22 protein-coding genes are annotated in these 22,540 nt (G+C 73.6%); 9 read left to right on the forward strand and 13 right to left on the reverse strand.

What is annotated here, in order from left to right:
• Positions 1–560: 560 nt before the first annotated feature.
• Positions 561–1,475, forward strand: coding sequence for a 1,4-dihydroxy-6-naphthoate synthase (locus GA0074696_RS00005; RefSeq protein ID WP_088959175.1), 915 nt, complete (start codon positions 561–563; stop codon positions 1,473–1,475).
• Here the strand turns inward: GA0074696_RS00005 and GA0074696_RS00010 are convergent.
• Both GA0074696_RS00010 and GA0074696_RS00015 read right to left on the reverse strand, forming a co-directional pair.
• Complete coding sequence (locus GA0074696_RS00010; RefSeq protein ID WP_088959176.1) at positions 1,436–1,822, reverse strand: cold-shock protein; 387 nt, start codon at positions 1,820–1,822, stop codon at positions 1,436–1,438. The genes GA0074696_RS00005 and GA0074696_RS00010 overlap by 40 nt on opposite strands.
• Positions 1,823–1,850: 28 nt before the next feature.
• The gene (locus GA0074696_RS00015; protein WP_088959177.1) at positions 1,851–2,477 is read right to left on the reverse strand and encodes an HAD family hydrolase; all 627 of its coding nucleotides are present in this window, start codon (positions 2,475–2,477) and stop codon (positions 1,851–1,853) included.
• A gap of 84 nt (positions 2,478–2,561) precedes the next feature.
• On the opposite strand from GA0074696_RS00015, the gene GA0074696_RS00020 reads away from it, so the two are divergent.
• Positions 2,562–5,030, forward strand: a complete 2,469-nt coding sequence (locus tag GA0074696_RS00020) for a helicase-associated domain-containing protein (RefSeq protein ID WP_088959178.1) — start codon at positions 2,562–2,564, stop codon at positions 5,028–5,030.
• Between the two features lie 4 nt (positions 5,031–5,034).
• On the opposite strand, the gene GA0074696_RS00025 is transcribed toward GA0074696_RS00020, so the two are convergent.
• The 4 genes from GA0074696_RS00025 to ligD (GA0074696_RS00040) all read right to left on the reverse strand — a co-directional run bounded on the left by GA0074696_RS00025 (position 5,035) and on the right by ligD (GA0074696_RS00040) (position 8,547).
• A complete protein-coding gene (locus tag GA0074696_RS00025; RefSeq protein ID WP_088959179.1) occupies positions 5,035–5,271 on the reverse strand; it encodes a hypothetical protein in 237 nt (78 codons plus the stop codon).
• A 137-nt stretch (positions 5,272–5,408) separates the two neighbouring features.
• Positions 5,409–6,299, reverse strand: a complete 891-nt coding sequence (locus GA0074696_RS00030) for a L,D-transpeptidase family protein (RefSeq protein ID WP_088959180.1) — start codon at positions 6,297–6,299, stop codon at positions 5,409–5,411.
• 402 nt (positions 6,300–6,701) lie between these two features.
• Entirely contained in the window at positions 6,702–7,616 is a 915-nt protein-coding gene (gene ligD / locus GA0074696_RS00035) for a non-homologous end-joining DNA ligase (protein ID WP_088959181.1), read from the reverse strand.
• Positions 7,606–8,547: a non-homologous end-joining DNA ligase gene (gene ligD, locus GA0074696_RS00040; RefSeq protein ID WP_088959182.1), complete on the reverse strand. Its 942-nt coding sequence runs from the start codon at positions 8,545–8,547 to the stop codon at positions 7,606–7,608. The genes ligD (GA0074696_RS00035) and ligD (GA0074696_RS00040) overlap by 11 nt, the downstream gene beginning before the upstream one ends.
• An 86-nt stretch (positions 8,548–8,633) precedes the next feature.
• Here ligD (GA0074696_RS00040) and ku point away from each other — a divergent pair, with 86 nt between their 5' ends.
• On the forward strand, positions 8,634–9,656 hold the full coding sequence (gene ku / locus GA0074696_RS00045; RefSeq protein WP_088959183.1) for a non-homologous end joining protein Ku: 1,023 nt from the start codon (positions 8,634–8,636) through the stop codon (positions 9,654–9,656).
• Positions 9,657–9,701: 45 nt separating this feature from the next.
• Here the strand turns inward: ku and GA0074696_RS00050 are convergent, their stop codons facing one another.
• Complete coding sequence (locus GA0074696_RS00050; protein WP_088959184.1) at positions 9,702–10,094, reverse strand: PPOX class F420-dependent oxidoreductase; 393 nt, start codon at positions 10,092–10,094, stop codon at positions 9,702–9,704.
• A 182-nt stretch (positions 10,095–10,276) separates the two neighbouring features.
• Between GA0074696_RS00050 and GA0074696_RS00055 the strand changes: the two genes are divergently transcribed.
• The 3 genes from GA0074696_RS00055 to GA0074696_RS00065 all read left to right on the forward strand — a co-directional run bounded on the left by GA0074696_RS00055 (position 10,277) and on the right by GA0074696_RS00065 (position 12,581).
• The gene (locus tag GA0074696_RS00055; RefSeq protein WP_088964267.1) at positions 10,277–10,918 is read left to right on the forward strand and encodes an FKBP-type peptidyl-prolyl cis-trans isomerase; all 642 of its coding nucleotides are present in this window, start codon (positions 10,277–10,279) and stop codon (positions 10,916–10,918) included.
• A 143-nt stretch (positions 10,919–11,061) separates the two neighbouring features.
• Positions 11,062–11,886, forward strand: a complete 825-nt coding sequence (locus GA0074696_RS00060; RefSeq protein ID WP_088964268.1) for an SCO6745 family protein — start codon at positions 11,062–11,064, stop codon at positions 11,884–11,886.
• Positions 11,887–11,924: 38 nt separating this feature from the next.
• Positions 11,925–12,581, forward strand: a complete 657-nt coding sequence (locus tag GA0074696_RS00065; RefSeq protein ID WP_088959185.1) for an HAD family hydrolase — start codon at positions 11,925–11,927, stop codon at positions 12,579–12,581.
• Positions 12,582–12,612: 31 nt separating this feature from the next.
• On the opposite strand, the gene GA0074696_RS00070 is transcribed toward GA0074696_RS00065, so the two are convergent.
• Complete coding sequence (locus GA0074696_RS00070; RefSeq protein WP_088959186.1) at positions 12,613–12,792, reverse strand: hypothetical protein; 180 nt, start codon at positions 12,790–12,792, stop codon at positions 12,613–12,615.
• A gap of 229 nt (positions 12,793–13,021) precedes the next feature.
• Here GA0074696_RS00070 and GA0074696_RS00075 point away from each other — a divergent pair, with 229 nt between their 5' ends.
• Complete coding sequence (locus GA0074696_RS00075; RefSeq protein ID WP_088959187.1) at positions 13,022–14,035, forward strand: NADPH:quinone reductase; 1,014 nt, start codon at positions 13,022–13,024, stop codon at positions 14,033–14,035.
• A gap of 3 nt (positions 14,036–14,038) precedes the next feature.
• Here GA0074696_RS00075 and GA0074696_RS00080 read toward each other — a convergent pair whose 3' ends face one another.
• Both GA0074696_RS00080 and GA0074696_RS00085 read right to left on the reverse strand, forming a co-directional pair.
• Positions 14,039–14,449: a DUF1801 domain-containing protein gene (locus GA0074696_RS00080; protein ID WP_088964269.1), complete on the reverse strand. Its 411-nt coding sequence runs from the start codon at positions 14,447–14,449 to the stop codon at positions 14,039–14,041.
• A gap of 261 nt (positions 14,450–14,710) precedes the next feature.
• Positions 14,711–16,345, reverse strand: coding sequence for a fatty acid--CoA ligase (locus GA0074696_RS00085; protein WP_172894525.1), 1,635 nt, complete (start codon positions 16,343–16,345; stop codon positions 14,711–14,713).
• A 100-nt stretch (positions 16,346–16,445) separates the two neighbouring features.
• On the opposite strand from GA0074696_RS00085, the gene GA0074696_RS00090 reads away from it, so the two are divergent.
• The gene (locus GA0074696_RS00090; RefSeq protein WP_088959189.1) at positions 16,446–16,937 is read left to right on the forward strand and encodes an NUDIX domain-containing protein; all 492 of its coding nucleotides are present in this window, start codon (positions 16,446–16,448) and stop codon (positions 16,935–16,937) included.
• 52 nt (positions 16,938–16,989) lie between these two features.
• On the opposite strand, the gene GA0074696_RS00095 is transcribed toward GA0074696_RS00090, so the two are convergent.
• On the reverse strand, positions 16,990–18,606 hold the full coding sequence (locus GA0074696_RS00095) for a DUF11 domain-containing protein (RefSeq protein ID WP_088959190.1): 1,617 nt from the start codon (positions 18,604–18,606) through the stop codon (positions 16,990–16,992).
• 273 nt (positions 18,607–18,879) lie between these two features.
• Positions 18,880–19,761, reverse strand: coding sequence for an EamA family transporter (locus GA0074696_RS00100; protein WP_197700799.1), 882 nt, complete (start codon positions 19,759–19,761; stop codon positions 18,880–18,882).
• Positions 19,762–19,845: 84 nt separating this feature from the next.
• Between GA0074696_RS00100 and GA0074696_RS00105 the strand changes: the two genes are divergently transcribed.
• Positions 19,846–20,760, forward strand: a complete 915-nt coding sequence (locus tag GA0074696_RS00105; RefSeq protein ID WP_088959191.1) for a LysR family transcriptional regulator — start codon at positions 19,846–19,848, stop codon at positions 20,758–20,760.
• Positions 20,761–20,804: 44 nt separating this feature from the next.
• Here GA0074696_RS00105 and GA0074696_RS00110 read toward each other — a convergent pair whose 3' ends face one another.
• Positions 20,805–22,481 (reverse strand): MDR family MFS transporter, encoded by a 1,677-nt coding sequence (locus GA0074696_RS00110; protein WP_088959192.1) that lies wholly within the window; start codon positions 22,479–22,481, stop codon positions 20,805–20,807.
• Positions 22,482–22,540: the final 59 nt, after the last annotated feature.

The raw sequence follows: 22,540 nt of genomic DNA on the forward strand, positions 1-22,540 counted from the left end.
GACGGCGGCCCCGGGCACCTGGCACCGACACGCCAAGTGCGCTTCTCACCCGGAGCTGGCAAGCCGGCAGCTGTCCACTCCCGCACCGGCAGCCAGGGCGTCAATCACCGCCCGCCGCGACGTCGCCCTGGTGGCGGGGACTCGGCTGTGAGGTGTCGGCGCTACGCGGTGTCACCGGACCGTCGTGCCGGTGATTCGTCCACGTCATCAGATTGGTAGCGCGATACACGCACACCTCACGTCCCGTCGGGGGGCCGCGGAAAGGCCGGGCGGGTCGCGACGCCGGGCCGGACGCGACGCCGGGCGGGTGACATGGCGGCAAACCAGGGGCGGCAGGTGACGGCGGCGGGAAGCAGCGGGCGCTGGGAAGCAGCGCGGCGGCGAGCGGGAAGCAGCGGGCGCTGGGAAGCAGCGCGGCGGCGAGCGGGCAGCGGCGGGCGCTGGGAAGCAGCGCGGCGGCGAGCGGGCAGCGGCGGGCAACCGGCGGCGGCGAGCGGGTGGGGTCACAGGGGGGTGGGCGGGGTGGAGTGGGGGCGCGCGGGCGGGGCTACCGTGGGAGCGTGGCGCTCTCCCTGGCGATCTCGCCCTGCCCCAACGACACGTTCGTCTTCCACGCGCTGGTACACGGCCGGGTGCCCGGCGCGCCGCCGGTCGAGGTGACCTACGCGGACGTGGACGTCACCAACACGGCCGCCGAGCGGGGCGCGTTCGACCTGGTCAAGGTGAGCTACGCGGCACTGCCCTGGCTGCTGGACGACTACCACCTGCTGCCCTGCGGCGGAGCGCTCGGCCGCGGCTGCGGTCCGCTGGTGCTCACCCGCAGCGCAGCCGGCGACAGAGCAGCCGGCGACAGCGCAGCCGGCGACGGAGCGACCGCCGGTGCCGGCCGGCCGGACCGGGCCGACCTGAGCGGGGCCACGGTGGCGGTGCCCGGTGACCGGACCACGGCGTACCTGCTGTTCCGGCTCTGGTCAGCGGAGCGGCCGCCGGCGCGGATCGAGGTGGTGCCGTTCCACGAGATCATGCCGGCGGTGGCCGCCGGGAAGTACGACGCGGGGCTGGTCATCCACGAGGCGCGGTTCACCTACCACCGGCACGGGCTCACCGCGCTGGTGGACCTGGGCGAGTGGTGGGAGGGCGACACCGGCCTGCCGATCCCGCTCGGCGCGATCCTGGCCCGCAAGGGCGCCGTCGACCCGGTGGCGGCGGCCGGCTGGATCCGGGAGTCCGTCCGCCAGGCCTGGGCCGATCCGGCCGCCAGCCGGGACTACGTGCTCTCGCACGCGCAGGAGATGGAGCCCGACGTGGTGGACCGGCACATCGGCCTCTACGTCAACGAGTTCACCGCGGACCTGGGGGACGCGGGCTTCGCCGCCGTGGAGGCGCTGCTGGGCCGGGCCGCCGACGCCGGGCTGATCCCACCGACCTCCGGCCCTCAGACCTCGAGCTCGCGCGCCACCGCGTGGACCAGTTGAGCGACCTTCTGCGCGGTCTTCTTGTCCGGGAACCGGCCCCGGCGCAGGTCCGGCTGGACCTTCGCCTCCAGCACCTTGATCATGTCTTCGACCAGGCCGTGCAGCTCCTCGGCCGGGCGCCGGCGCAGCTCCGCCATCGACGGCGGCGCGTCCAGCAGCTTGACCCCCATCGCCTGGGCGCCCCGGCGGCTGTCCACCACGCTGAAGTCGACCCGCTGCCCACCCTTCAGGTCGGTGACACCCGCGGGTAGCGCGCCCTTGGGCAGGAACACGTCGCCACCCTCGTCACTGGTGACGAACCCGTATCCCTTGGCCGCGTCATACCACTTCACTCGACCCGTCGGCACCTGAGAACCCCTGCTTCGCTTGAGACGTCTACTGCTGCCTCAAGGCTAGCCCGATGATCCGGTCCAGCGCCGCCGGGAATCCGGTGAGATCGTCCAACACCTGGTACGCCCCGGCGGCCCACAGCTCGTCCGTGCTGCACGGCCCGCTGGCAACCCCGACGCCGGGCACCCCGGCCGCGCCCGCCGCCGCCATGTCCGCCACATGATCGCCGACGTAGAGGGTCGCGCCGTGCTCGCGCAGCGCGGTCGCCTTCTCCTTGGCGAAGAGGTCCCCGGCCACCTCGTCGACGCTCAGCCCGAGGTGCTCCAGGTGCAGCCGGGCCAGCCGGCCGAGCTTGGCGGTCACCACCATCACCCGGCCGCCGCGCGCGTGCACCGCCTCGACCACCTCCCGCGCGCCCGGCAACGGGACGGTCGGGGTGATCGCGTACGCCGGGTACAGCTCGCGGTAGATCGTCACCGCCTCCTCCACCCGCTCAGGCGGGAACCAGTGCGCGATCTCGGTGCGCAAGGGCGGCCCGAGCCGGGAGACCGCGAGGTCCGCGTCGACGGGTACGCCGGTCTGCGCGGTGAGCGCCCGGAAGCAGGCGGCGATGCCGGGGCGGGAGTCGACCAGGGTCATGTCGAGGTCGAAACCGACCATCAGTGGAAGCACCCCGAGAACGTACCCGCCCAAGCCGGACCGAGCCGGACGTCCGAGGGGCGGGACAGGCTCGCAGCGGGCTAGCGTGGAACGACGATGACCACCTCACTCGCCGACCACCTGCGCGCCCTGCCCGACGAGTCGCTGGCCGCCCTGCTCCAGCTGCGGCCCGACCTCGTGGTGCCGGTGCCCGCCGACGTCTCCGCCCTCGCCATCCGGGCCGAGTCGCGGGTCTCCGTGGCCCGCGCGCTGGACGGGCTCGACCAGTTCACCCTCCAGATCCTCGACGCCGCCCGACTCACCCGGCACCCCGAGGAGGGCACCACCTCCACCGACGCCGTCCTCGCGATGGCCACCGCCGGGCCGCACCCGCCCGCCCCGACCACCGTCCGGGGTGCAGTGGACCGGCTGCGCGCGCGCTTCCTGCTGTACGGCCCGGAGCACGCCCTGCACGTCGCGGGCAGCGTCGACGAGGTCTCCGCGTACCCGGCGGGGCTGGGGCGACCGGCGGCGGAGCTGGACGCGCGGACGGCGGCGCTCTGCGCGGACCCGGCGAAGCTGCGGCGGACGCTGCTGGCCGCTCCGCCCTCGGCCCGGGCGATCCTGGACCGGCTCGCCGCCGGGCCGCCGGTGGGCAGCGTGCCGCCGGGCGCCCTCCAGGCGCCCCCGGTCGGCGCGGAGGACGACCTGCCGCCGGACGCCACCAACGGCGGCGCGCCCACCGGCTCGCCCATCCGCTGGCTGGTCGACGCCCGGCTGCTCGTGCCGGTCTCGGCCGGCACCGTGGAGCTGCCCCGCGAGGTGGGGCTGCTGCTGCGCCGGGACAGCGGCCCGCTGGGCCCGCTGCGCACCAGCCCGCCGTCGGTCACCGCGCCGCCGCGCGAGCCGAAGGCCGTCGACTCCGCCGGGGCCGGGCAGACCATGGAGCTGGTACGCCACACCGAGGCGCTGCTGGAGAGCCTGGCGGCCGAGCCGGCCCCGGTGCTGCGTTCGGGCGGTGTCGGCGTCCGTGACCTGCGCCGGCTGGCCCGCGGCGTCGGGCTGGACGAGCCGGCCACCGCGCTGGTCTTCGAGGTGGCGTACGCGGCCGGGCTGGTCGGCGAGCTGGACCTGCCCGGGACCACCACCGGCCGCTACGGCGCCGACCAGCAGGTGCTGCCCACCGGCGGGTACGAGGTGTGGCGGGCGATGTCGCTGGCCCACCGCTGGGAGCAGCTCGCCCGGGCCTGGCTGACGATGACCCGGCAGGTCGGGCTGGTCGGCCAGCGCGACGACCGGGACCGGCCGATCAGCGCCCTCTCCGCCGAGGCGGAACGGGCCGGTGCGCCGGCCGCCCGGCGGGCGGTGCTCGGGGTGCTGGCCGACCTGGAGCCGGCCACCGCACCCACCCCGGACGAGGTGCTGGAGCTGCTGGACTGGCGCGCTCCCCGGCGCAGCCGGGGCCGGGAGGCCGCGCACCGGGAGGTGTTGGCCGAGGCGGCCCAGCTGGGCGTCACCGGGCTCGGCGCGCTCACCTCGTACGGGCGGCTGCTGCTGGCCGACGTCACCGAGGCGGACGAGCGCGGCGGCGACGACCCGCTCGGCCTGCGCTCGGACGCCGAGAGCGGCGACCCGTCGAACGCCGTGCGGGCGCTGGACGCGCTGCTGCCCGCCCCGGTCGACCACTTCCTGGTGCAGGCCGACCTGAGCGTGGTGGTGCCCGGCCCGCCCGACCCGGCGCTCGCCGCCGAACTGGACGTGGTGGCCGAGCACGAGTCGGCCGGCGGGGCCAGCGTGCACCGGATCACGACGGCGAGCGTGCGGCGCGCCCTGGACGCCGGGTACACCGCCGACGACCTGCACGCCCTGTTCCGCCGCCGGTCGCGCACCCCGATCCCGCAGGGGTTGACGTACCTGGTGGACGACGTGGCGCGCAAGCACGGCGGGCTGCGCCTCGGCTCCGCCGGCGGGTACGTGCGCAGCGACGACGAGGCGCTGCTCGCCGAGGTGCTGGCCGACCGGCGGCTGGAGTCGATGGCGTTCCGCCGGCTGGCGCCGACGGTGCTGGTCACCCCGTACCAGGTGGGGCGGATGCTGATCGCGCTGCGCGACGCCGGGTACGCGCCGGTGCCGGAGGACACCAGCGGCGCGACGGTGCTGTCCCGGCCGAAGACCCGGCGGGCGCCCGCCCGGGCGTCGGTGAGTACCCGCGCGCTGGATCCGCTGGCCGCGCCGAAGCTGGCGATGCCCCGGCTGCTGGGCGTGGTGGAGCAGATCCGGCGGGGCGACGCGGCGGCGCGGGCGGCCCGGCGGGCCCCGGCGGTGGTGCGCGGCAGCGCGGCCCGGGTGGCCGCCGGCCCGATGCCGGCGCACAGCCACAGCGAGGCCCTGGCGGTGCTGCAACAGGCGGTACGGGACAAGGCGCTGGTCTGGGTCGGCTACGTCGACGCGCACGGGGCGACCGCGTCCCGGCTGCTCCGGCCGGTGTCGATCGGCGCCGGTTACCTGCGCGCCGAGGACGACCGGACGGAGATGCTGCACACCTTCGCGCTGCACCGGATCACCGCGGCGGTGCGGGAGGACTGAGCGGTCAGCGCCGGCTGCGGCGCACGGTGCCGATCACGGAGACGGCGAGCAGCAGGGCGAACGCGGCGCCGGCGGTCTCGCCGCCCGAGGCGACGAAGCCCTGCCGCTGCACCAGCCAGCCGAAGAGGAACCAGGCGACGAGGGCGAGCGCGGCGGCGGTGTAGCCGACCAGCGTCGCCGTGGAGACCTCGTCGGCCGGCGGCGGCTCGTCGTCGGTGGCCGTTTCCTGGTCGACGCTCATTGCCAGCCCTCCCGCCCCGTCCGGCTCCCGCCCTCCAGCGTGGCACCCGGATTCCTGGCCGCCCAGGGGCCAAAACCCTGAATCGCCGCCCCGACAGTCGGACTGTCGGGGCGGCGATTCATGTTGCGGGCCGCGGCTCAGGTGCCGGGGCGGCGGCCGACCAGCGTCACGCGGGAGCCGACCGAGCCGAGCTCCCACCAGCGGACCGCGTCGGTGTGCAGCAGGTTGACGCAGCCGTGCGAGCCGATCGAGGAGTTGTGCAGGTAGGTGGTGGTCTCGTGGAAGCCGATCCCGCCGTTGAAGCGCTGCCAGTAGGGCAGCCACACGTCGTACGGGTCCGACCACTCCTTCAGCTTCCGGAGGTTGACCTTGTAGGTGCCCGCGGGAGTGGCGTAGCCGGACATGCCGGTGCGGGTGACCGTCGGCTTGGCCACCACCTTGCCGTCGCGCATCACCCAGGTGGTCTGCTTGGTCAGGTCCACACAGAAGGTGGTGCCGGAGCCGGCGTTGCACCGGCTGGTGTCCGTGTTCGCCAGCCGCTTCGCCACGTCGTACGTGAGCGGTCCGGCCCGGCCGGCGGCCGGGCGGATGTCGTACCGCTGCTGGAACTTCTTGATCGCCGCGCAGTCGGCGTCGGACTGCCGGCCGTCGACGCTGACCGTGCCGAACCCGCCCAGCCGGGCGAGGTAGCCCTCCACCTCGCGCTGGTACTCCCCCTGCTCGCAGCGGGTCTTGTTCTGCGGCGTCGGGTTGGCGATCCGGCGGCCGCGCTCCGGCTTCGGCGGCGTGGTGAGGCGCGGCGTCGTCGCCGCGGCCTTCAGCTTCGGGGCCGGGGTGGTGGGCTGGGTCAGCTGGTCGGGCGGCGCGACGCCGCTCGCCCCCGTTACCTGTTCCGCATTGCCGACCGGGGCGAGCCCTCCTCCAGTGCCACCCGGATCGGCCTGCGGGTCGAGCGCGCATCCACCGGCGCCGACCAGCGTGACCACCGCCAGGGCGGCCATCCGGATGGTGAAACCTCTATGCCTCATTGAGCCTCCCGATAGCCGTCCCACTGGGTAGACGTTCGGCCGTTGGGAAACGTTGCGTCGTTTGGGCATTTTTCTGTGCGCCCCCGACCCCGTGCAACACTGGATGGTCGGCCTGCGGCGGGGGTGTCCCCGCCGATGACGGGTAGCCGACAAGCCCGGCCGAGGAGAGGACGCTGGCGTGAGCGGTGGACCACTGATCGTGCAGTCGGACAAGACCCTGCTGCTGGAGATCGACCACCCCGACGCGCAGGCCTGTCGGATGGCGATCGCCCCCGGCACGGCCACGCGCAGCTCGGGACCGTCGGGCCGAACCTGGAGCGCCGGCAGGGTGCGCAGTGCGCTGACGAGTTCACCGCTGTCCATGCGCAACTGTATCGGGACATCGACCCGCGAGGATGCCCCTCAGGGCGCGGGCAGCTCCGGGCCGCCCTCGAGCAGCGGGGCGAGCAGGTCGCCCTGCTTCTCCACCCGCTTGAGCACCTCGGTCGCCGTGTACGGCTTCGTCGCCGGTCGCTTCCCGGCCGCCCCGGCCTCCACCTCGTCCCAGGTCAGCGGCGTCGACGCCGACGGCACCGACTGGGCGCGCAGCGAGTACGGCGCCACCGTCGTCTTCGCCGCGTTGTTCTGGCTCCAGTCGATGAAGACCTTCCCCGGCCGCAGGTTCTTCGCCATCTTCGACACGATCAGCTTGGGGTGCGCCTTCTCCAGTTCCTGTGCGATGCGACGCGCATAGGCGGACACGTCATCGGCGGACTGGGTGCCGCGTATAGGGCAGCAGAGCTGCATGCCCTTCTTGCCCGACGTCTTGGGATAGGACTCCACCCCGTCGCCGGCCAGCCGATCCCGCATCAGCAGCGCCACCTGGCAGCACTGCCGCAGCGCCGCCGGCGCGCCCGGGTCCAGGTCGACCACCATCATGTCCGGGTGCTCGCCGACCTTCCACTGCGGCGTGTGCAGCTCCAGCGCGGCGAGGTTGGCCAGCCAGACCAGGGTGGGCAGATCGTCGGCGACCACGTAGTCGATGGTCTCCCGTCCCTTGCTCGACCCCGGGGCGGGCAGGGTCTCGGTGCGTACCCAGTCGGGGGTCGCGGCCGGGGCGTTCTTCTCGAAGAACGAGCCGCCGGTGACCCCGTTGGGGAAGCGGATCCGGGTCAGCGCGCGGTCGGCCAGGTGCGGCAGCAGGACCGGGGCGACCCGGGTGTAGTAGTCGATCACCTCGCCCTTGGTGAACCCGGCCTCGGGATAGAGCACCTTGTCCAGGTTGGACAGCTCCAGCGTCCGCCCCTCGACCTCGACCCGGAACCGCTCAGCCGGCATCGTCGACCTCCTCCGCTGGCTTGTCCGGCCGCAGCCGCAGCACCCGGGGGAACCGCAGCCGCCCGTCGGGCGTGCGCTGGCCGTACTTGACCTCCACCACGACCCAAGGTGTTACCCAGATCGCGCCCCGGGCATCCTCGCGTGGCACGTCACCGGAGAACGGCGACGCCGCCGCGCGCAGCGGCTCCAGCTCGCGCAGCAGCTCCCGCTCCAGCGCCGCGCCGATCCCGCCGCCGACCCGGCCCCGGTAGATGAGCCGCCCGTCCGGCCCGGGCACCCCCACCAGCAGCCCGCCGATCTTCCGCGCGCCGGGCCGCCAGCCGCCGATCACGAAGTCGCCGGTCACCTCCAGCTTGACCTTGAGCCAGTCGGGCGAGCGCACGCCGGCCCGGTAGACCGAGTCGACCCGCTTGGCCATCACCCCCTCCAGCCCGTGCTCGCCGGCCGCCTCGTAGGTGGCCGCGCCGTCGGCGAAGCCCGGGGGCACCGCCCACCGGGCCGCGCCGAGCCCGAGCGCCTCCAGGGCCGCCCGCCGCTCCCGGTAGGAGCGTCCGGTCAGGTCCTCGCCGCACAGCCGGAGCAGGTCGAAGATCATGTACGTCACCGGGGCCGCCGCCGCGAGCCGGGCCGCCTTCGCCGGGTCCCGGACGTGCATCCGCTCGGCCAGTGCGGTGAACGAGGGCTGCCCGGTCTGGTTGAGCAGCACCACCTCGCCGTCGAGCAGCGCGTCGTCGACCTGCTCGGCCAGGGTGATCAACTCGGGGTACGCGGCGGTGATCTCCACGCCGCTGCGGGCGTACATGTGCTGCCGGCCGCCGGTGATGTCGGCCAGCGCCCGGACGCCGTCCCACTTGAACTCGTACGCCCAGCCGTCACCCACCGGGAGCGGCCCGGTCATCGCGAGCATCGGCTTCAGCGGCGCGCCGGGCACCTTTCGACTGTAGTTGGGCAGCGAAGAGCGTGCGCCCCGTTCGATCGTTTGGGATCCTTGGGCAGAACCGGGGAGAGGAGCGCGGCATGCGGGCGATCTGGAAGGGGGCTGTGTCCTTCGGGCTGGTGTCGATCGGGGTGAAGCTCTACTCGGCCACCGAGGAGAAGGACATCCGATTCCACCAGGTGCACCGGGCCGACGGCGGCCGGATCCGCTACAAGCGCACCTGCCAGGTCTGCGGCGAGGAGGTCACCTACGACGACATCGCCAAGGGCTACGACCTCGGCGGCGGCGAGATGGTGATCCTGACCGACGAGGACTTCGCGGAACTGCCGCTGACCAGCTCGCGCGCGATCGACGTGCTGGAGTTCGTCCCCGCCGAGCAGGTCGACCCGATCCTCTACAACAAGGCGTACTTCCTGGAGCCGGAGGGCTCGGCGACCAAGCCGTACGTGCTGCTGCGGGACGCGCTCGCCGACTCGGAGCGGGTGGCGATCGTCAAGGTGGCGCTGCGCCAGCGCGAGCAGTTGGCCACCCTGCGGGTCCGCGAGGGCGTGCTGCTGCTCAACACGATGCTCTGGCCCGACGAGGTGCGTACCCCCGACTTCGGCTTCCTGGACGAGGACCTGAAGGTCCGTCCCCCGGAGCTGGCGATGGCCAGCTCCCTGATCGACTCGATGGCCGGCACGTTCGAGCCGGACGCCTTCACCGACGACTACCGGGCGGCGTTGCAGGAGGTCATCGACGCCAAGGTCGAGGGGCGCGAGGTGGTGCAGCCGGAGGAGGTAGAGGCCGCGCCGGCCGCCGCGGTGGACCTGATGGCGGCGCTGAAGGCCTCGGTCGAGCGGGCCCGGTCCGCCCGGGGCGAGCAGCCAGCCGCTGGCGCGGGTGAGCCGACGCCGATCTCGTCGGCCCGTTCCGCGCAGCAGGCGGCGAAGGCGGCGAAGAAGGCGGCCCCGGCGAAGAAGGCGGCGGAGAAGAAGGCCGCCGCCAAGAAGGCCGAGCCGGCGAAGAAGGCCGCCGCCAAGAAGACCGCCGAGAAGAAGGCCGCCAAGGCGCCGGCGAAGAAGGCCGCAGCGAAGAAGGCCGCGCCCCGCAAGACCGCCTGAACGCCGGGGTCTCCGCCGTCGTACGCCGGAGACCCCGCCGGCGGGTCAGCCGCGGCCGAGCTTCTGGGTGGGGGTGATCCGGACGATCACCCGCTCCTCGCCCGGCTGCCGGAACGGGTAGGTGTCCTGCCCGAGGTACTTCTTGGCCATCCGGTCGATGTGCTCGTCGGCGCCCTCGGTGATCAGCTCGGCGGTGCCCTTCACCCAGAGGGTGCGGAAGTCGTCGGCCTTGTCCACCACCGAGACCGCCACCACCGGGTTGCGCTCGATGTTGGTGTACTTCTGCCGCCCCCGGGCGGTGTTGAACACGATGTGCTCGCCGTCGGTGTCCACCCACACCGGGGTGACGTGCGGGGTGCCGTCGGCTTCGACGGTGGCCACGTGGGCCAGCTGGGGCTCGGAGAGCAGGGCCAGGTCTTCGTCGGTGAGGATCGCCATGGTCAAGAACCTACCGCCGGAAGCGCTCCGGCACCCGGACGAACCGGGATGACGGGGAGGCGCGGGACGGCGGGTGGGAGAGCGGGCGGGCGACGGGACACCGGCGGCATCGATCCGGGTACCGTGTGCGCTGGCCGCGGGTCGTCGGGCCGGTCCACCCACACCAGCAGGGAGTCGAGGACGTGAGCGAGCGTACGCAGAACCGGTCGGCGGGCCAGGGCCCGGAGACGAAGGCGCAGCGGCGGCTGGCCGCCCAGCTCGCGGCGCAGAAGGCCGCCGAGGCGAAGAAGCGCCGGCAGGCCTGGCTGGGGGCGCTCGCCGGCCTCGCGGTGATCGCGGTGATCGTCGGCGTCTTCGTGGTGACCCGGGGCGGTGACGACGACGCCGCGAAGCCGGCCGCGTCGCCCGCCGGCTGCCCGGGCGGCTTCCCGACCCTGCCCGACGGCGCCGACCGGGCACTCTGCACCAAGCCGCCGGCCGGCAAGGGCGAGGGCGAGCTCAGCGGCCTGAAGGCCACCCCGCTGATCCGGGGCACCGGCGCCGCCGCCCAGAGCGGCCAGCAGATCACCGTGAACTACGTCGGGGTGTCGTACCGGACGGGCGAGGAGTTCGACGCCTCCTGGAAGCGCTCGGAGCCGTTCTCCTTCATGCTCGGCCAGGGCAACGTGATCCCGGGCTGGGACCAGGGCCTGCAGGGGCAGACCGTGGGCAGCCGGGTGCAGCTCGACATCCCGGCCGACCTCGCGTACGGCGACAAGCCGCAGCGCCCGGGCGCGCCGTCCGGCCCGCTGCGCTTCATCGTCGACGTGCTGGCGGTGCAGTAGCCCACAGAGGTCTTCCCGGCTGTCACCTACGCGCAGTAGGTTCGGGGTCACCGTGGGCGGTCCACACCGCCGCACGGTGACCCCTCACCATCGTGGAGGTACGCGTGCCGGCGCTGGACGACCCCGGGCGGACCGCCCGGCTCATGTGGACGCACTTCGAACCCGTCCACGCGGTCACCTACTTCCATCCGCGCGCCCGCGCCGCGTACGAGGCGGTCGGGCTACGCGGCTACTGGCGGGGGTACTTCGCCGGCCGGGCCGCCCCGCTCGGGCCCACCGAGGCGGCCCCGGTGCTCGCCGCGTTCTTCAACTTCGCCCCGCCGATGGTGAGCCGGGCGCTGCCGGCGGTCTGGCGGCTCGCCACCCCGCAGGAGGCGCTGCGGGCCCGGCTGACCGGCGCCGTGCAGGCGCTCGCCGAGCTGACCTACGAGCTGCCCGAGTCCCACCTGGTCGAGGCCGCCGACCTGCTGGAGGAGGCGGCCGCGGCGGTGGAGCCTGCCGGCCGGGTGCTCGGCGCGGCCAACGCCGCCCTGCCGCGCGGTGAATACCCGCTGGCCCGGCTCTGGCAGGCCGCCACCACGCTGCGCGAGCACCGGGGTGACGGGCACGTCGCCGCCCTGGTCGCCGCCGACCTCGATCCGGTGGAGACGCTGGCCTGGCGGGTCGCGGTGGACATGCCCCTGCAGAACCTGCTCGGCCGGGGCTGGTCCGAGGAGCAGTGGCAGGCGGCGCGGGGCCGGTTGGCCGAGCGCGGCTGGCTCGGCCCGGACGGCGAGCCGACCGACGTCGGGCGGGCCCGGTTCCAGGCCGTCGAGGATGCCACCGACCTCGCCGCCGCCCGCCCCTGGCGCACCCTCGGGCCGGACCGCACCGACCGCCTGCGCGAACTGCTCGAACCGATGGCCCGCGCCTGCCACACGGTGATCCCGGAGAACAGCCCGATCGGCCTGCCCGCCCTGCAGGGCTGACACCCCCGCCCCCGGCCCCGGTCGGGGAGGATGGGCGGGTGACGGTGGATGCGGTGGTGTTCGACCTCGACGGCGTGATCGTGGACTCCGAGCCGGTCTGGGAGGAGGTCCGGCGGGCGTACGTGGCGGCGCACGGCGGCACCTGGCAGCCGGACACCCAGCGCCGGCTGATGGGGATGAGCACCGGCGAGTGGGCCGACTACCTCAGCGGCGAGCTGGGCGTCGACCGCGACGCCGGGCAGGTGGCCACCGAGGTGGTCGAGGAGATGACCCGGCGGTACGCGCGGCACGTACCCCTGATCGACGACGCCGACCGGGTCGTGCGCGGGGTGGCCGCGCGGTGGTCGCTGGGGCTGGCCAGCTCGTCGCCGACCCGGCTGATCGCCGCGGCGCTGACCGCCATGGACCTGACCGACGCCTTCCGGGTGACGCTCTCCACCGAGGAGACCGCGCGGGGCAAGCCCGCGCCGGACGTCTACCTGGCCGTCGCCGACCGGCTCGGCGTCGACCCGACCCGCTGCGTCGCGGTGGAGGACTCCTCCAACGGGGTACGCTCCGCGGCCGCCGCCGGCATGCGGGTGGTGGCGATCCCGCACGGGTCGTACCCGCTGGACCCGGATGCGGCGGCCCTCGCCGCCGTGGTGCTGTCGTCGGTGCACGAGCTCACTCCGGACCTGGTGGCCGGGCTCGGCTGACCCGCCTCCGCCCGGCGCAGGCGGCCGGCCGTCAGATCCGGCGGCTGCGGCTGGACCGGGGCAGGAACGGGGTGTCGCGGCGGTCGCCGGCCGGGGCCGGACCCGGTTCGCCGGTCGCCTCAGCCGGTGCCGCGCACCCGGCGTCGGTCGGACCGGCCCCGCCACCGAGCGTCACGGGTGGCGTCGACGCCACCTCTGGTACGTCCCGCATGACCCCTCCTCCGCCGGCTATCCGGTGATACGGACGGCGGGCCCGGCGGGATCGGTCGGGCGGCACCGGACCCCGCACTCCAGCCCGGCGACGTCACACAGGGTGAGGTCGACGGTCGCCCCGGTGAGGTGCGGGTGCGCGGGCCGGAGGTGATCGCGACCGGCGACGCCACCCCGACCCGCGCGGGATCGGCGAAGATGGGGGACGCGACTGTCGGAGGGAGACGGGGATGAAGGCGATCGTCTACGAGGAGACCGGCGACCCCTCGGTGCTGAAGCTGGTGGACCGGCCGGTGCCGGAACCCGGGCGCGGCGAGGTGCTGGTCCGGGTGGCCGTCTCCGGGGTGAACCCGACCGACTGGAAGGGTCGCCGGCAGTGGCCGCTGCCGGCCGGCTGGCAGACCCCCGGCCAGGACGGCGCCGGGGTCATCGAGGCGGTCGGCGAGGGCGTCGACCAGATCCTGATCGGCAAGCGGGTGTGGCTCTGGGAGGCCGCCTGGCAGCGCCCCTGGGGCACCGCAGCCGAGTACACCGTGGTCCCGGTGCGCCAGGCGGTAGGCCTCGGTTCCGCCGACTTCGACCTGGGCGCCTGCCTCGGCATCCCGTTCCTCACCGCGCACCGCTGCCTGACGGCCGGGGAGTACATGCCGACCAAGCTGCACGCCGGTGCGCTCAGCGACCACGTGGTGCTGGTGCAGGGCGGCGCGGGCGCGGTGGGCAACGCGGCGATCCAGCTCGCGCGCTGGGCGGACGCCTGCGTGATCACCACCGTCAGCAGCCCGGAGAAGGCGCAGCTCGCGGCGGCGGCCGGCGCGTCCTTCGTGATCAATTACCGGGAACAGGACGTGGTCGAGGAGGTCCGCAAGATCGCCCCCGAGGGGGTGCACACGATCGTCGAGGTCTCCGCCGCCCGCAACGCCGCCACCGACGTCCAACTGCTCCGCCCCGGCGGCGCGGTCTGCGTGTACGCCGACGACGGGGGCGCCGAGGTCACCCTGCCGATCCGGCCGCTCATGGTGCCCAACGCCCGCTGGCAGTTCGTGCTGGTCTACACCGAGCCGGCGGCGGCCAAGGCGCGGGCGGTCACCGACGTGGCGGCGGCGGTGGCACAGGGCGGCGTACGGGTGGGCGGGGAGGTCGGCCTGCCCCTGCACCACTACCCGCTGGCCGAAACGGCTGCCGCGCACCAGGCGGTGGAGGATTCGGTGGTCGGCAAGGTGCTGATCACCACCAGCGCGCAGTGACGGTCACTCGGCGCGGGCCTGGGCGACGGAGGCGCGGACCAGCTCGGTCAGCACGTCGAGATCGACGTCGGCGAGCTGCTTGACGTAGAGGCAGCCCTTGCCGACGGTGTGCCGGCCCAGCCGGGCCGTCAACTGCTCCTTCTCGGGGAATCCCTCGCCGAGGTAGAGGGTGGTGGCCGCCTTGCGCGGCGAGAACCCGACCAGGAACCAGTCCAACTCGCGACCGCTGGCGTAGCGCAGGTGCCGCTGCCCGAAGCCGACGATGGCGTCCCCCCACATGGTCGGCGGCTCGCCGGTGACCTGCCGCATCAGGTCGCGGACGGCGATGGCGTCGCGGCGGCGGGTCTCGTCCGGCACGGCGGCGAGGAAGTCGTCCACGCTGGCGGCGGTCGGTGCGGTCTTCAGGGTTGCCATGACGTCTCCGAACTCGACGGCGGGCCGACCCGGGGGCGGCCGGTTCAAGCCGATCGTACGAGCCGGCACCGACACCGTGAGCTGGGTGGATTTCCCCGTCAGCGGGACAGAGGCGAACATGTTTCGCAAGAATGACTGTGCGGGTCGCCCCGCAAAAAAGCGGGCGGCCCCGGCGCGGTGCGAACGCCGGGGCCGCCCCTGGGGAGGGATGCTTCTTGGAGTACGTCCCTGCCCCTAACGGCGACGAGCCGCCGGAAAACGTTACGGCCCGGTCAGTTCCCGCACCTCGAGCCCGCCGTCGGCGTAGCGGGACCGGACCACCTTCTTGTCGAACTTGCCGACGCTCGTCTTCGGCACCGCGTCGATGAACGCCCACCGCTCCGGCAGCTGCCAGTGCGCCACCGACTTCGCCAGGAACGCCCGCAGTTCCTCCGCGGTCACCGAGGCGCCCTCGCGGATCACCACGGTGGCCAGCGGACGCTCGTCCCACCGCTGATCGGGCACCCCCACCACGCAGGCCTCCTGCACGTCGGGGTGAGCCATCAGCGCGTTCTCCAGCTCCACCGAGGAGATCCACTCCCCACCCGACTTGATCACGTCCTTGGCGCGGTCGGTGAGGGTGATGTAGCCGTCCGGCGAGAGGGTGCCCACGTCACCGGTACGCAGCCAGCCGTCGCGGAACTTCTCCTCGTCCGGGTTGTCGTCGCCGACGTACCGTGCGGTCACCCACGGGCCCCGGACCTCCAGCTCGCCGACGGACGTCCCGTCGGCGGGCAGCGGCTCGCCCAGCGGGCCGACGATCCGCGCGGCCACCCCGGCCGGCACCCGGCCCTGGGTGTAGCGGTAGCGCCAGGCGTCGTCGCCGGCGGCGCCGGCCGGCGGCCGGGACACCGAGCCCAGCGGGGACATCTCGGTCATCCCCCAGGCGTGGATGACCTCGATGCCGTGCCGCTCGGCGAACGCGTGCATCAGCGCGGGCGGGCAGGCCGAACCGCCGACGATCACCTCCGTCAGCGAAGACGTGTCCACGTCGTGGTTGTCCAGGTAGGAGAGCAGGTCGTTCCAGATGGTCGGCACGGCGCCGGCCAGGGTGGGCCGCTCCGCGGCGATCATCTCGGCGATCGGCGCGGCCTGGAGGAACCGGTCCGGCATGATCAGCGACGCGCCGGAGAGGAAGGCCGCGTACGGCAGGCCCCACGACATCGCGTGGAACATCGGCACGATGGCCAACTCCCGGTCGACCGGACCGAGGCCGAAGCCCTCCGGCATGCAGACCTGCAACGAGTGCAGGTAGATCGAGCGGTGCGAGTAGGCCACGCCCTTGGGGTTGCCGGTGGTGCCGGAGGTGTAGCAGAGGGCGGCGGCGTCCCGCTCGTCCACCTCGGGCCACTGGTAGCTGTCGGGGCGGCCGGCCAGCAGCTCGTCCCAGTGGTGCACGGTGATCCGGTCGCCGGCCGCCGCGACCAGCGGGGCGGGGTCGCCGCCGCCGACCACCACCACGTGCCGCACGGTGGTCATCTCGCCGAGCACCCGGGCCAGCAGCGGGATCAGCGTCGAGTCGACCAGCACCACCCGGTCCTCGGCGTGGTTGGCGATGTAGGCGACCTGGTCCGGGAAGAGCCGGATGTTCAGGGTGTGCAGCACCGCGCCCATGCTGGGCACGGCGAAGTACGCCACCAGGTGCTCGTTGTTGTTCCACATGAAGGTGGCGACCCGTTCGTCGCCGGTCACCCCGCACTCGTCGCGCAGGGCGTGGGCCAGCCGGGCGGCGGCGCGGCCCACCTCGGCGTACGACATCCGGCGGGGCTCGCCGCCGGTCCACGTGACGACCTCGGCCGTGCCGTGCACGGTGGTGCCGTGTTCGAGGATCCGGGAGACCTGGAGGGGGGCGTCCATCATCGTGCTACGCATGAGTAACAAGCTAGTGTCGCCGGTCACAGGTTGGGAACCCCCGGAACGCCGGAGGCGCCGCCGGGAAGCTGCGTAAATTGGCCGGGTGAGCATCTCGTGGGCCGATTCGTACGTGGGGCAGCTGCGGGCCCTGGCCGGTGACCGGACGCTGATGTTCGTCGGGGCCCGTGCCGTGGTCCGCGACAACGCGGGCCGGGTGCTGCTGATCCAGCGCTCCGACAACGGCCACTGGGCCCTGCCGGCGGGCGCGATGGAGCTGGGCGAGTCGGTCGCCGACTGCGCCGTCCGCGAGGTCCGCGAGGAGACCGGGCTGCGCGCGCTGCGGGTCGGCGCGTTCGCCCTCTACACCGGGCCGGACCGCACCCACACCAACATGTACGGCCACACCTACCAGATCTTCACCACCGCGTTCCGGGTCGAGGACTGGGACGGCGACCTGGCCCGGGTCACCGACGAGACGACCGACGCCGATTTCTTCCCCCGCGACGCGTTCCCCTCGCCGCTCTCGGCCTCGGTCCCGGAGACCCTCGCCGACCTGGACGTCTTCGAGCAGACCAACCGCCTGATCCTCAAGTAGCGCGGACCCCGGGCGGCCTGCGATCGCCCGGGGCCCGCGTACGGAGTGTGGTCTACGGAGCCGGGATCACCCCGACGTCGACGACCACGGTGCCGCCGTCGGTCACCTCGATCACCGTGCTGTCCGCGTACGGAGCGTTGTACGGGGCGGTGGGCACGGACGTGACGTCGGAGTCGGTGGCGTCGTCGCCCACGTTCGGCGTGGTCACCTGCCAGCCGTAGCGCAGGTTCACGCGCACCACGTACCGCCCCGGCGGCACCGCGCGCGCGTACGCGCCCACGTACGGGTACGCACGGAGTTCGGTGGTCGCCGCACCTTCGGGAAGGAACTCGACGTTGTACGTCGCCTCGCCGTAGCCACCCAGCGGCTCACCCGCGTCGCGCTGCCCGTCGCGGTCCTCGTCGTACCAGACGGTGCCTTCGATGGTGCCCTGCGGGCGGTAGCTGGTGACCGCCTGGCGCGAGTTGTTCGCCGGGTTCAGGTCGTCGTTGGCGGACTGGACCGTGGCGGTGGCGACGAACTGCCCCTGAGGGGTACCGGCACCGAAGGTGACCGAGAGCGGCAGGTAGTGGTACTGGTACCGCTCCACGGACGCGTAGGTGCACTCCCAGTACCCGGCTCCGGTCTCCGCGTCCTGTCCGGGCTCGCAGGCCCAGTCCGTACCGCTCGCTCCGCCCTCGGTGGGGCGGACGGTGGGCGCCAGGGCGAGCCGGACCCGTACGTCCCGAGCCGGATCGTCGGCGAGGTTCTCCACCACGACGCCGATCTCGACGGCTTCGCCGGGGCCGACCTCCTCCTCGAGGAGCACGACGTTGGTGACGGCGATGTCCGCCGGCGCCACCGGCACCGGCCCCGCGTATCGGTACGTCACCTCCGTCCGTGCGGGCTCTACCCGCCAGACCCGGCTCGAGCTCGTCAGGGTGCCGGGAATGGCGAATTGCTGGTCAGCGGCGCCGGGACCGGTCCGCAGTGCGAGCGTGACGGAAGCGGCCGCGTTCGGTTCGAGCGGTCCCGCCGTGCAGATCACCTGGTCCGTCCCGGTCACGCAGTCCCAGGCACCGGCGTCGTTGACGGGAGCACCGTCGACGGTCACTCCGGCGGGCAGGTCGACGACCAGCCTCAGGTCCTGGGCGGTGGCCGTCCCCACGTTCTTCGCGGTGAACGTCGGATTCACCGGGCCGCCCTCAAGGGGCACGTCGGTCTGCCACCAGACGCCGGTGTCCGGGCCGGGCAGCAGCTGAAGGTCCGCGACCTCCGCGTACGTGGTCTTCAGCTGGTCGGTGTTGTTGTTGGTCGCCGCCTCCCGGGCGTTCGTGGAGACCGTGGCTCCGATGGTCGCGACCGTGCCGGCGGGGGCCGGGGGCAGCGAAAAGTAGATGCGCAGCGGCTCGGCAACGCCGCCCGCCGGCACCGGGCCGTAGATGTTGGTGCAGACGAAGGTCGCGTAATCGCACTGCCAGGACGGGTCGCCGACGATGGCGCTCCCGGCGGGAAGCTTGAACGCGATCTTGGCGTCCTCCGCCACGGCCGCGCCGGCATTGGCGACGTCGGCCCGGACGGCCACGGTCACCCGACTGCTCTCGATCTTGGCGACGGTGGTCAGGGGAACGAGATCGAGCGTGAGGTCGGGCCGCGGCGCGGGTCCGGCGAGGGCCGGACCGGCCGGCACCCCGACGAGGGCGGCTGTGGCAAGGGTGAGCAGGGCGACTCCGGACCCCAGGACAGGGCGTCGATCAGGGTGAGGCATTGAGTCCCTCAGTCGTAGGAGACCGTCGTCGTCGCGTACGGCAGCCGACGACGACGCCGTCCGGCGGCCCGCACGGTGGCGGAGCGGCCGTCCGAGGAGCCACGGCGGCAGCTCCGCCTATCGGACGTCCACGACCGTGGATTCGTTACACGATCCCCCCAATCAGAGCATCGGAGCAGACCGACCGCCTGATCCTCAGGTAGTCCCGGCCGGCGCCGGCTCGGCCCGGGCCGGCGCGACGGCCTCCGCCCGCCCGCCGGTGCGTTCCGCCCCGATCCCGGCGACCACCACGAAGGCGATCCCCAGCACCGGCGCGACGCCCGGCACCTGGCGCAGCGCGACCAGCCCCACCACCAGGGCGATCGCCGGTTCCAGGCTCATCAGGGTGCCGAAGGCGGCGGTGGTGAGCCGGCGCAGGGCGAGCAGTTCCAGGACGAACGGGACGACCGGCAGCAGCACCGCCAGCCCGAGCCCGGCCAGCACCACCCGCCAGGTCAGGTCGGCGAAGACCGACGGCCCGACGGCGACGGTGGCGACCAGGGCGGCCACCGGCATCGACACGGCAAGGCCGCGCAGCCCGGAGACCTCGTCGCCGACCCGTTGGGTGAGCAGGATGTACGCCGCCCAGCACGCCCCGGCGGCCAGCGCGTAGCCGACGCCCAGCAGGTCGGCCCCGCCGCGCCACGGCTCGGTGAGCAGCAGCACCCCGACGGCGGCGAGCGCCGGCCAGAGCTTGGTCCCGCCCCGGCCGCGGGCCACCGCGACACCGAGCGGGCCGAGGAACTCCAGCGCGCTCGCCGTTCCCAGCGGCAACCGGGCCACCGCGGCCATGAACAGGATGGTGATGCCCGCCGTCACCACGCCGAGCGCCAGGCAGGCCCGCAGCGCGGACCGGCTGAGGGCGGACGGACGCGGGCGCACCAGCACCGCCAGCAGCACCCCGGCCCAGGCCAGCCGGAGCCAGGCGGCGCCCTCGGGGCCGACCTGGTCGAAGAGCCCGACCGAGGCGGCCAGGCCGAGTTGCACGAAGATCATCGAGGCGAACGCCATCGTCGAGCCGGCGCGGGTGGGAGTCATGTCCCCCAGTAGAGCCGGTGACCACCGTTCACGTCCACGTGCCATTACTGGACACACTGTTAGGCGATACCGAACAATGCCGGGATGGACCTGCGTCGCCTCCGGTTGCTCCGCGAGCTGGCCCGGCTCGGCTCCATGCGCGCGGTCGCCGACGAGCTGGGCGTCACCACCTCGACCGTGTCCCAGCAGCTCGCCGTGCTGACCCGTGAGGTCGGCGCCGAGCTGATCGAGCCACACGGCCGCCGGGTCCGGCTCACGCCCTCCGGGCGCCGGCTCGCCGAGCACGCCGTGACGATCCTGGCGGCCGTCGACGCGGCCCGCCTCGACCTCGACCCGCAGGCCGAGCCGGCCGGCACCGTGCGGGTCGCCGGCTTCGCCACCGCCGTCCGGCGCTCGCTGCTGCCGGTCACCGCCGACCTCGCCGCCCGCCACCCGAAGGTCCGGCTGCGCATCCATGAACACGAGCCGGCCGAGGCGTACGCGCTGCTCGCGGCGGACGATGTCGACCTCGCATTGACCTACGACTACCACCTGGCGCCGGCACCCTTCGACCAGACCGTCGAGGCGACCCCGCTCTGGTCCGCCGCGTGGAGCCTGGGCGTGCTCGCCGACGGCCCGCCGGCCGCCGGCACCGCGCCCCAGGTCTTCGGCCGCTTCGCGGCGCACGACTGGATCGTCAACTCCCGCAACACGGCCGACGAGGTGGTGGTCCGCACCATCGCCTCGATGGCCGGCTTCGAGCCCCGGATCGCGCACCGGGTGGACAGCCTCGAACTCGTCCAGGACCTGATCGTCGCCGGGCTGGGCGTCGGCCTGCTCCCGTCCGACCAGCCGACCGTGCCCGGCGTACGCCTGCTCCCCCTGACCGACCCGGAGGCCCGGCTGCGGTCGTACGCGGTCATCCGGCGCGGCCGGACCGCCTGGCCTCCGCTCGCCCTGATCCTCGACCTGCTCAAGGCCCGCGCGGGCGGACCGGTCGGGGGTGGCCCCGGGGCGTGATCACCCCGGGGCCACCCGGCCGACGCCGGACATGATCGGCTCGGTCATAGCATGGTCTGCGACTTCGCCTCCATGTCGGCGGCGGCCTCCTCCTTCGACTCCTTCGTGATCGGCTTCCCGCCGGGGGCGGGCGCCTTGCCGCCGAGCGGGTCGGCGCCGCCGGTCGCGCCCTGCGGGCCGGCCCCGCGCAGCTGGTCGTCCGGCAGGGCCAGGGTGACCAGCACCGCCAGGATGGCGATCAGGCCGGCGGTCAGGAAGACCATGTCCAGCGACTCGACGAAGGCGGCCTGGATGGCGGCCCGCACCGGCCCCGGCAGGGCCAGGATGGTGGCCGGGTCGTTGATCGAGATGTCGGCCCCACCGCTGGCCACGACGGCGGCGCGCTGCTCCGGCGGGAGCTGGGCGATCGCCGCCGGCAGCCGGTCGGCGAGCTGCGCGGTCAGCCGGGAGGAGAGCACCGCGCCGAGGATCGCCACCCCGAACGAGCCGCCCAGCGACCGGAAGAACGTCGCCGAGGAGGTGCCGGCGCCCAGGTCACGGACGTCGACCGCGTTCTGCACCGCGAGGATCAGCGACTGCATGCACAGGCCCAGCCCGACGCCGATCACCACCATGAAACCGAACGCCACCCAGAGCGAGGTCTCCACCTCCAGCCGGGTGAAGAGCAGCATGCCGGCCAGCAGCACCACCGAGCCGACCACCGGGAACCACTTGTACCGGCCGATCCGGCTCATCGCCCGGCCGGTGAGGACCGAGGTGACGATGATCCCGGCCATCATCGGCAGCATCAGCAGACCGCTGCGGGTCGGCGAGGCGCCCTTGACGATCTGGAGGTACAGCGGGATGAAGATGATCGACCCGAACATCACCAGACCGAGCACGAAGCCGGCCGAGTTGGCCAGCGCGAAGGTGGGGCTGCGGAACAGCCGCAGCGGCAGGATCGGCTCGGCGACCCGGGCCTCCTGCACCACGAAGAGCAGCCCGAGGACCGCCCCGGCGACGAAGAGCCCGATGATCACCCCGGAGTCCCAGGCGTACTCGTTGCCGCCCCAGCTCAGCGCGAGCAGCAGGGCGCTCACCCCGGCCACCAGCAGCCCGGCGCCGAGCCAGTCGATCGCGTGCTCCCGCCGCTCGAACGGGATCAGCCGCATGACGTGGTAGCAGACCACGATCGCCAGGATCGCCAGCGGCACGTTGATGTAGAAGATCCACCGCCAGTTCGTCTCGGCGAAGTAGCCGCCGACCAGCGGCCCGGCCACCGACGACAGGCCGAAGACCGCGCCGAAGAGTCCCTGGTAGCGGCCCCGCTCCCGGGGTGAGACCACGTCGGAGATGATGGTGAACGCCAGCGTCATCAGGCCGCCCGCGCCGAGTCCCTGGATGCCCCGGGTGACGATCAGCTGGGTCATGTCCTGCGACAGGCCGGCCAGCAGCGAGCCGAGCAGGAACGTGCCGATCGAGAAGAGGAAGACCGGTCGGCGGCCGTACAGGTCGGCCATCTTGCCGTACAGCGGGGTGGACGCCGTGGAGGCGAGCAGGTACGCGGTCACCACCCACGAGTAGTGGTTGATGCCACCCAACTCCCCGACGATGGTGGGCAGCGCCGTACCGACGATGGTCTGGTCGAGCGCGGCCAGCAGCATCCCGGTCATCAGGCCGAACATCAGCAGGCGGATCTGGCGGGCGTTGAGCAGCGGGCGGCCCTGGGCTTCCGTGGTCATCCCGCCTTCTATCCAGGACCGTGCGGAACATGCGCCCCGGGCGGGAAAACCCGTCGACA

This window comes from Micromonospora purpureochromogenes, from assembly GCF_900091515.1.
In the GTDB taxonomy this organism is placed as follows: domain Bacteria; phylum Actinomycetota; class Actinomycetes; order Mycobacteriales; family Micromonosporaceae; genus Micromonospora; species Micromonospora purpureochromogenes.

Coding starts and splice junctions, on each gene's coding strand:
- GA0074696_RS00025 (WP_088959179.1), bottom strand. CDS start 5,271: ATGAGCGTCGACCAGGAAACGGCCACCGACGACGAGCCGCCGCCGGCC.
- GA0074696_RS00075 (WP_088959187.1), top strand. CDS start 13,022: ATGAAGGCGATCGTCTACGAGGAGACCGGCGACCCCTCGGTGCTGAAG.
- GA0074696_RS00050 (WP_088959184.1), bottom strand. CDS start 10,094: ATGGCGATCCTCACCGACGAAGACCTGGCCCTGCTCTCCGAGCCCCAG.
- GA0074696_RS00105 (WP_088959191.1), top strand. CDS start 19,846: ATGGACCTGCGTCGCCTCCGGTTGCTCCGCGAGCTGGCCCGGCTCGGC.
- GA0074696_RS00070 (WP_088959186.1), bottom strand. CDS start 12,792: ATGCGGGACGTACCAGAGGTGGCGTCGACGCCACCCGTGACGCTCGGT.
- GA0074696_RS00030 (WP_088959180.1), bottom strand. CDS start 6,299: ATGAGGCATAGAGGTTTCACCATCCGGATGGCCGCCCTGGCGGTGGTC.
- GA0074696_RS00110 (WP_088959192.1), bottom strand. CDS start 22,481: ATGACCACGGAAGCCCAGGGCCGCCCGCTGCTCAACGCCCGCCAGATC.
- GA0074696_RS00020 (WP_088959178.1), top strand. CDS start 2,562: ATGACCACCTCACTCGCCGACCACCTGCGCGCCCTGCCCGACGAGTCG.
- GA0074696_RS00080 (WP_088964269.1), bottom strand. CDS start 14,449: ATGGCAACCCTGAAGACCGCACCGACCGCCGCCAGCGTGGACGACTTC.
- GA0074696_RS00085 (WP_172894525.1), bottom strand. CDS start 16,345: ATGGACGCCCCCCTCCAGGTCTCCCGGATCCTCGAACACGGCACCACC.
- ku (WP_088959183.1), top strand. CDS start 8,634: ATGCGGGCGATCTGGAAGGGGGCTGTGTCCTTCGGGCTGGTGTCGATC.
- GA0074696_RS00100 (WP_197700799.1), bottom strand. CDS start 19,761: ATGACTCCCACCCGCGCCGGCTCGACGATGGCGTTCGCCTCGATGATC.
- ligD (WP_088959181.1), bottom strand. CDS start 7,616: ATGCCGGCTGAGCGGTTCCGGGTCGAGGTCGAGGGGCGGACGCTGGAG.
- GA0074696_RS00060 (WP_088964268.1), top strand. CDS start 11,062: ATGTGGACGCACTTCGAACCCGTCCACGCGGTCACCTACTTCCATCCG.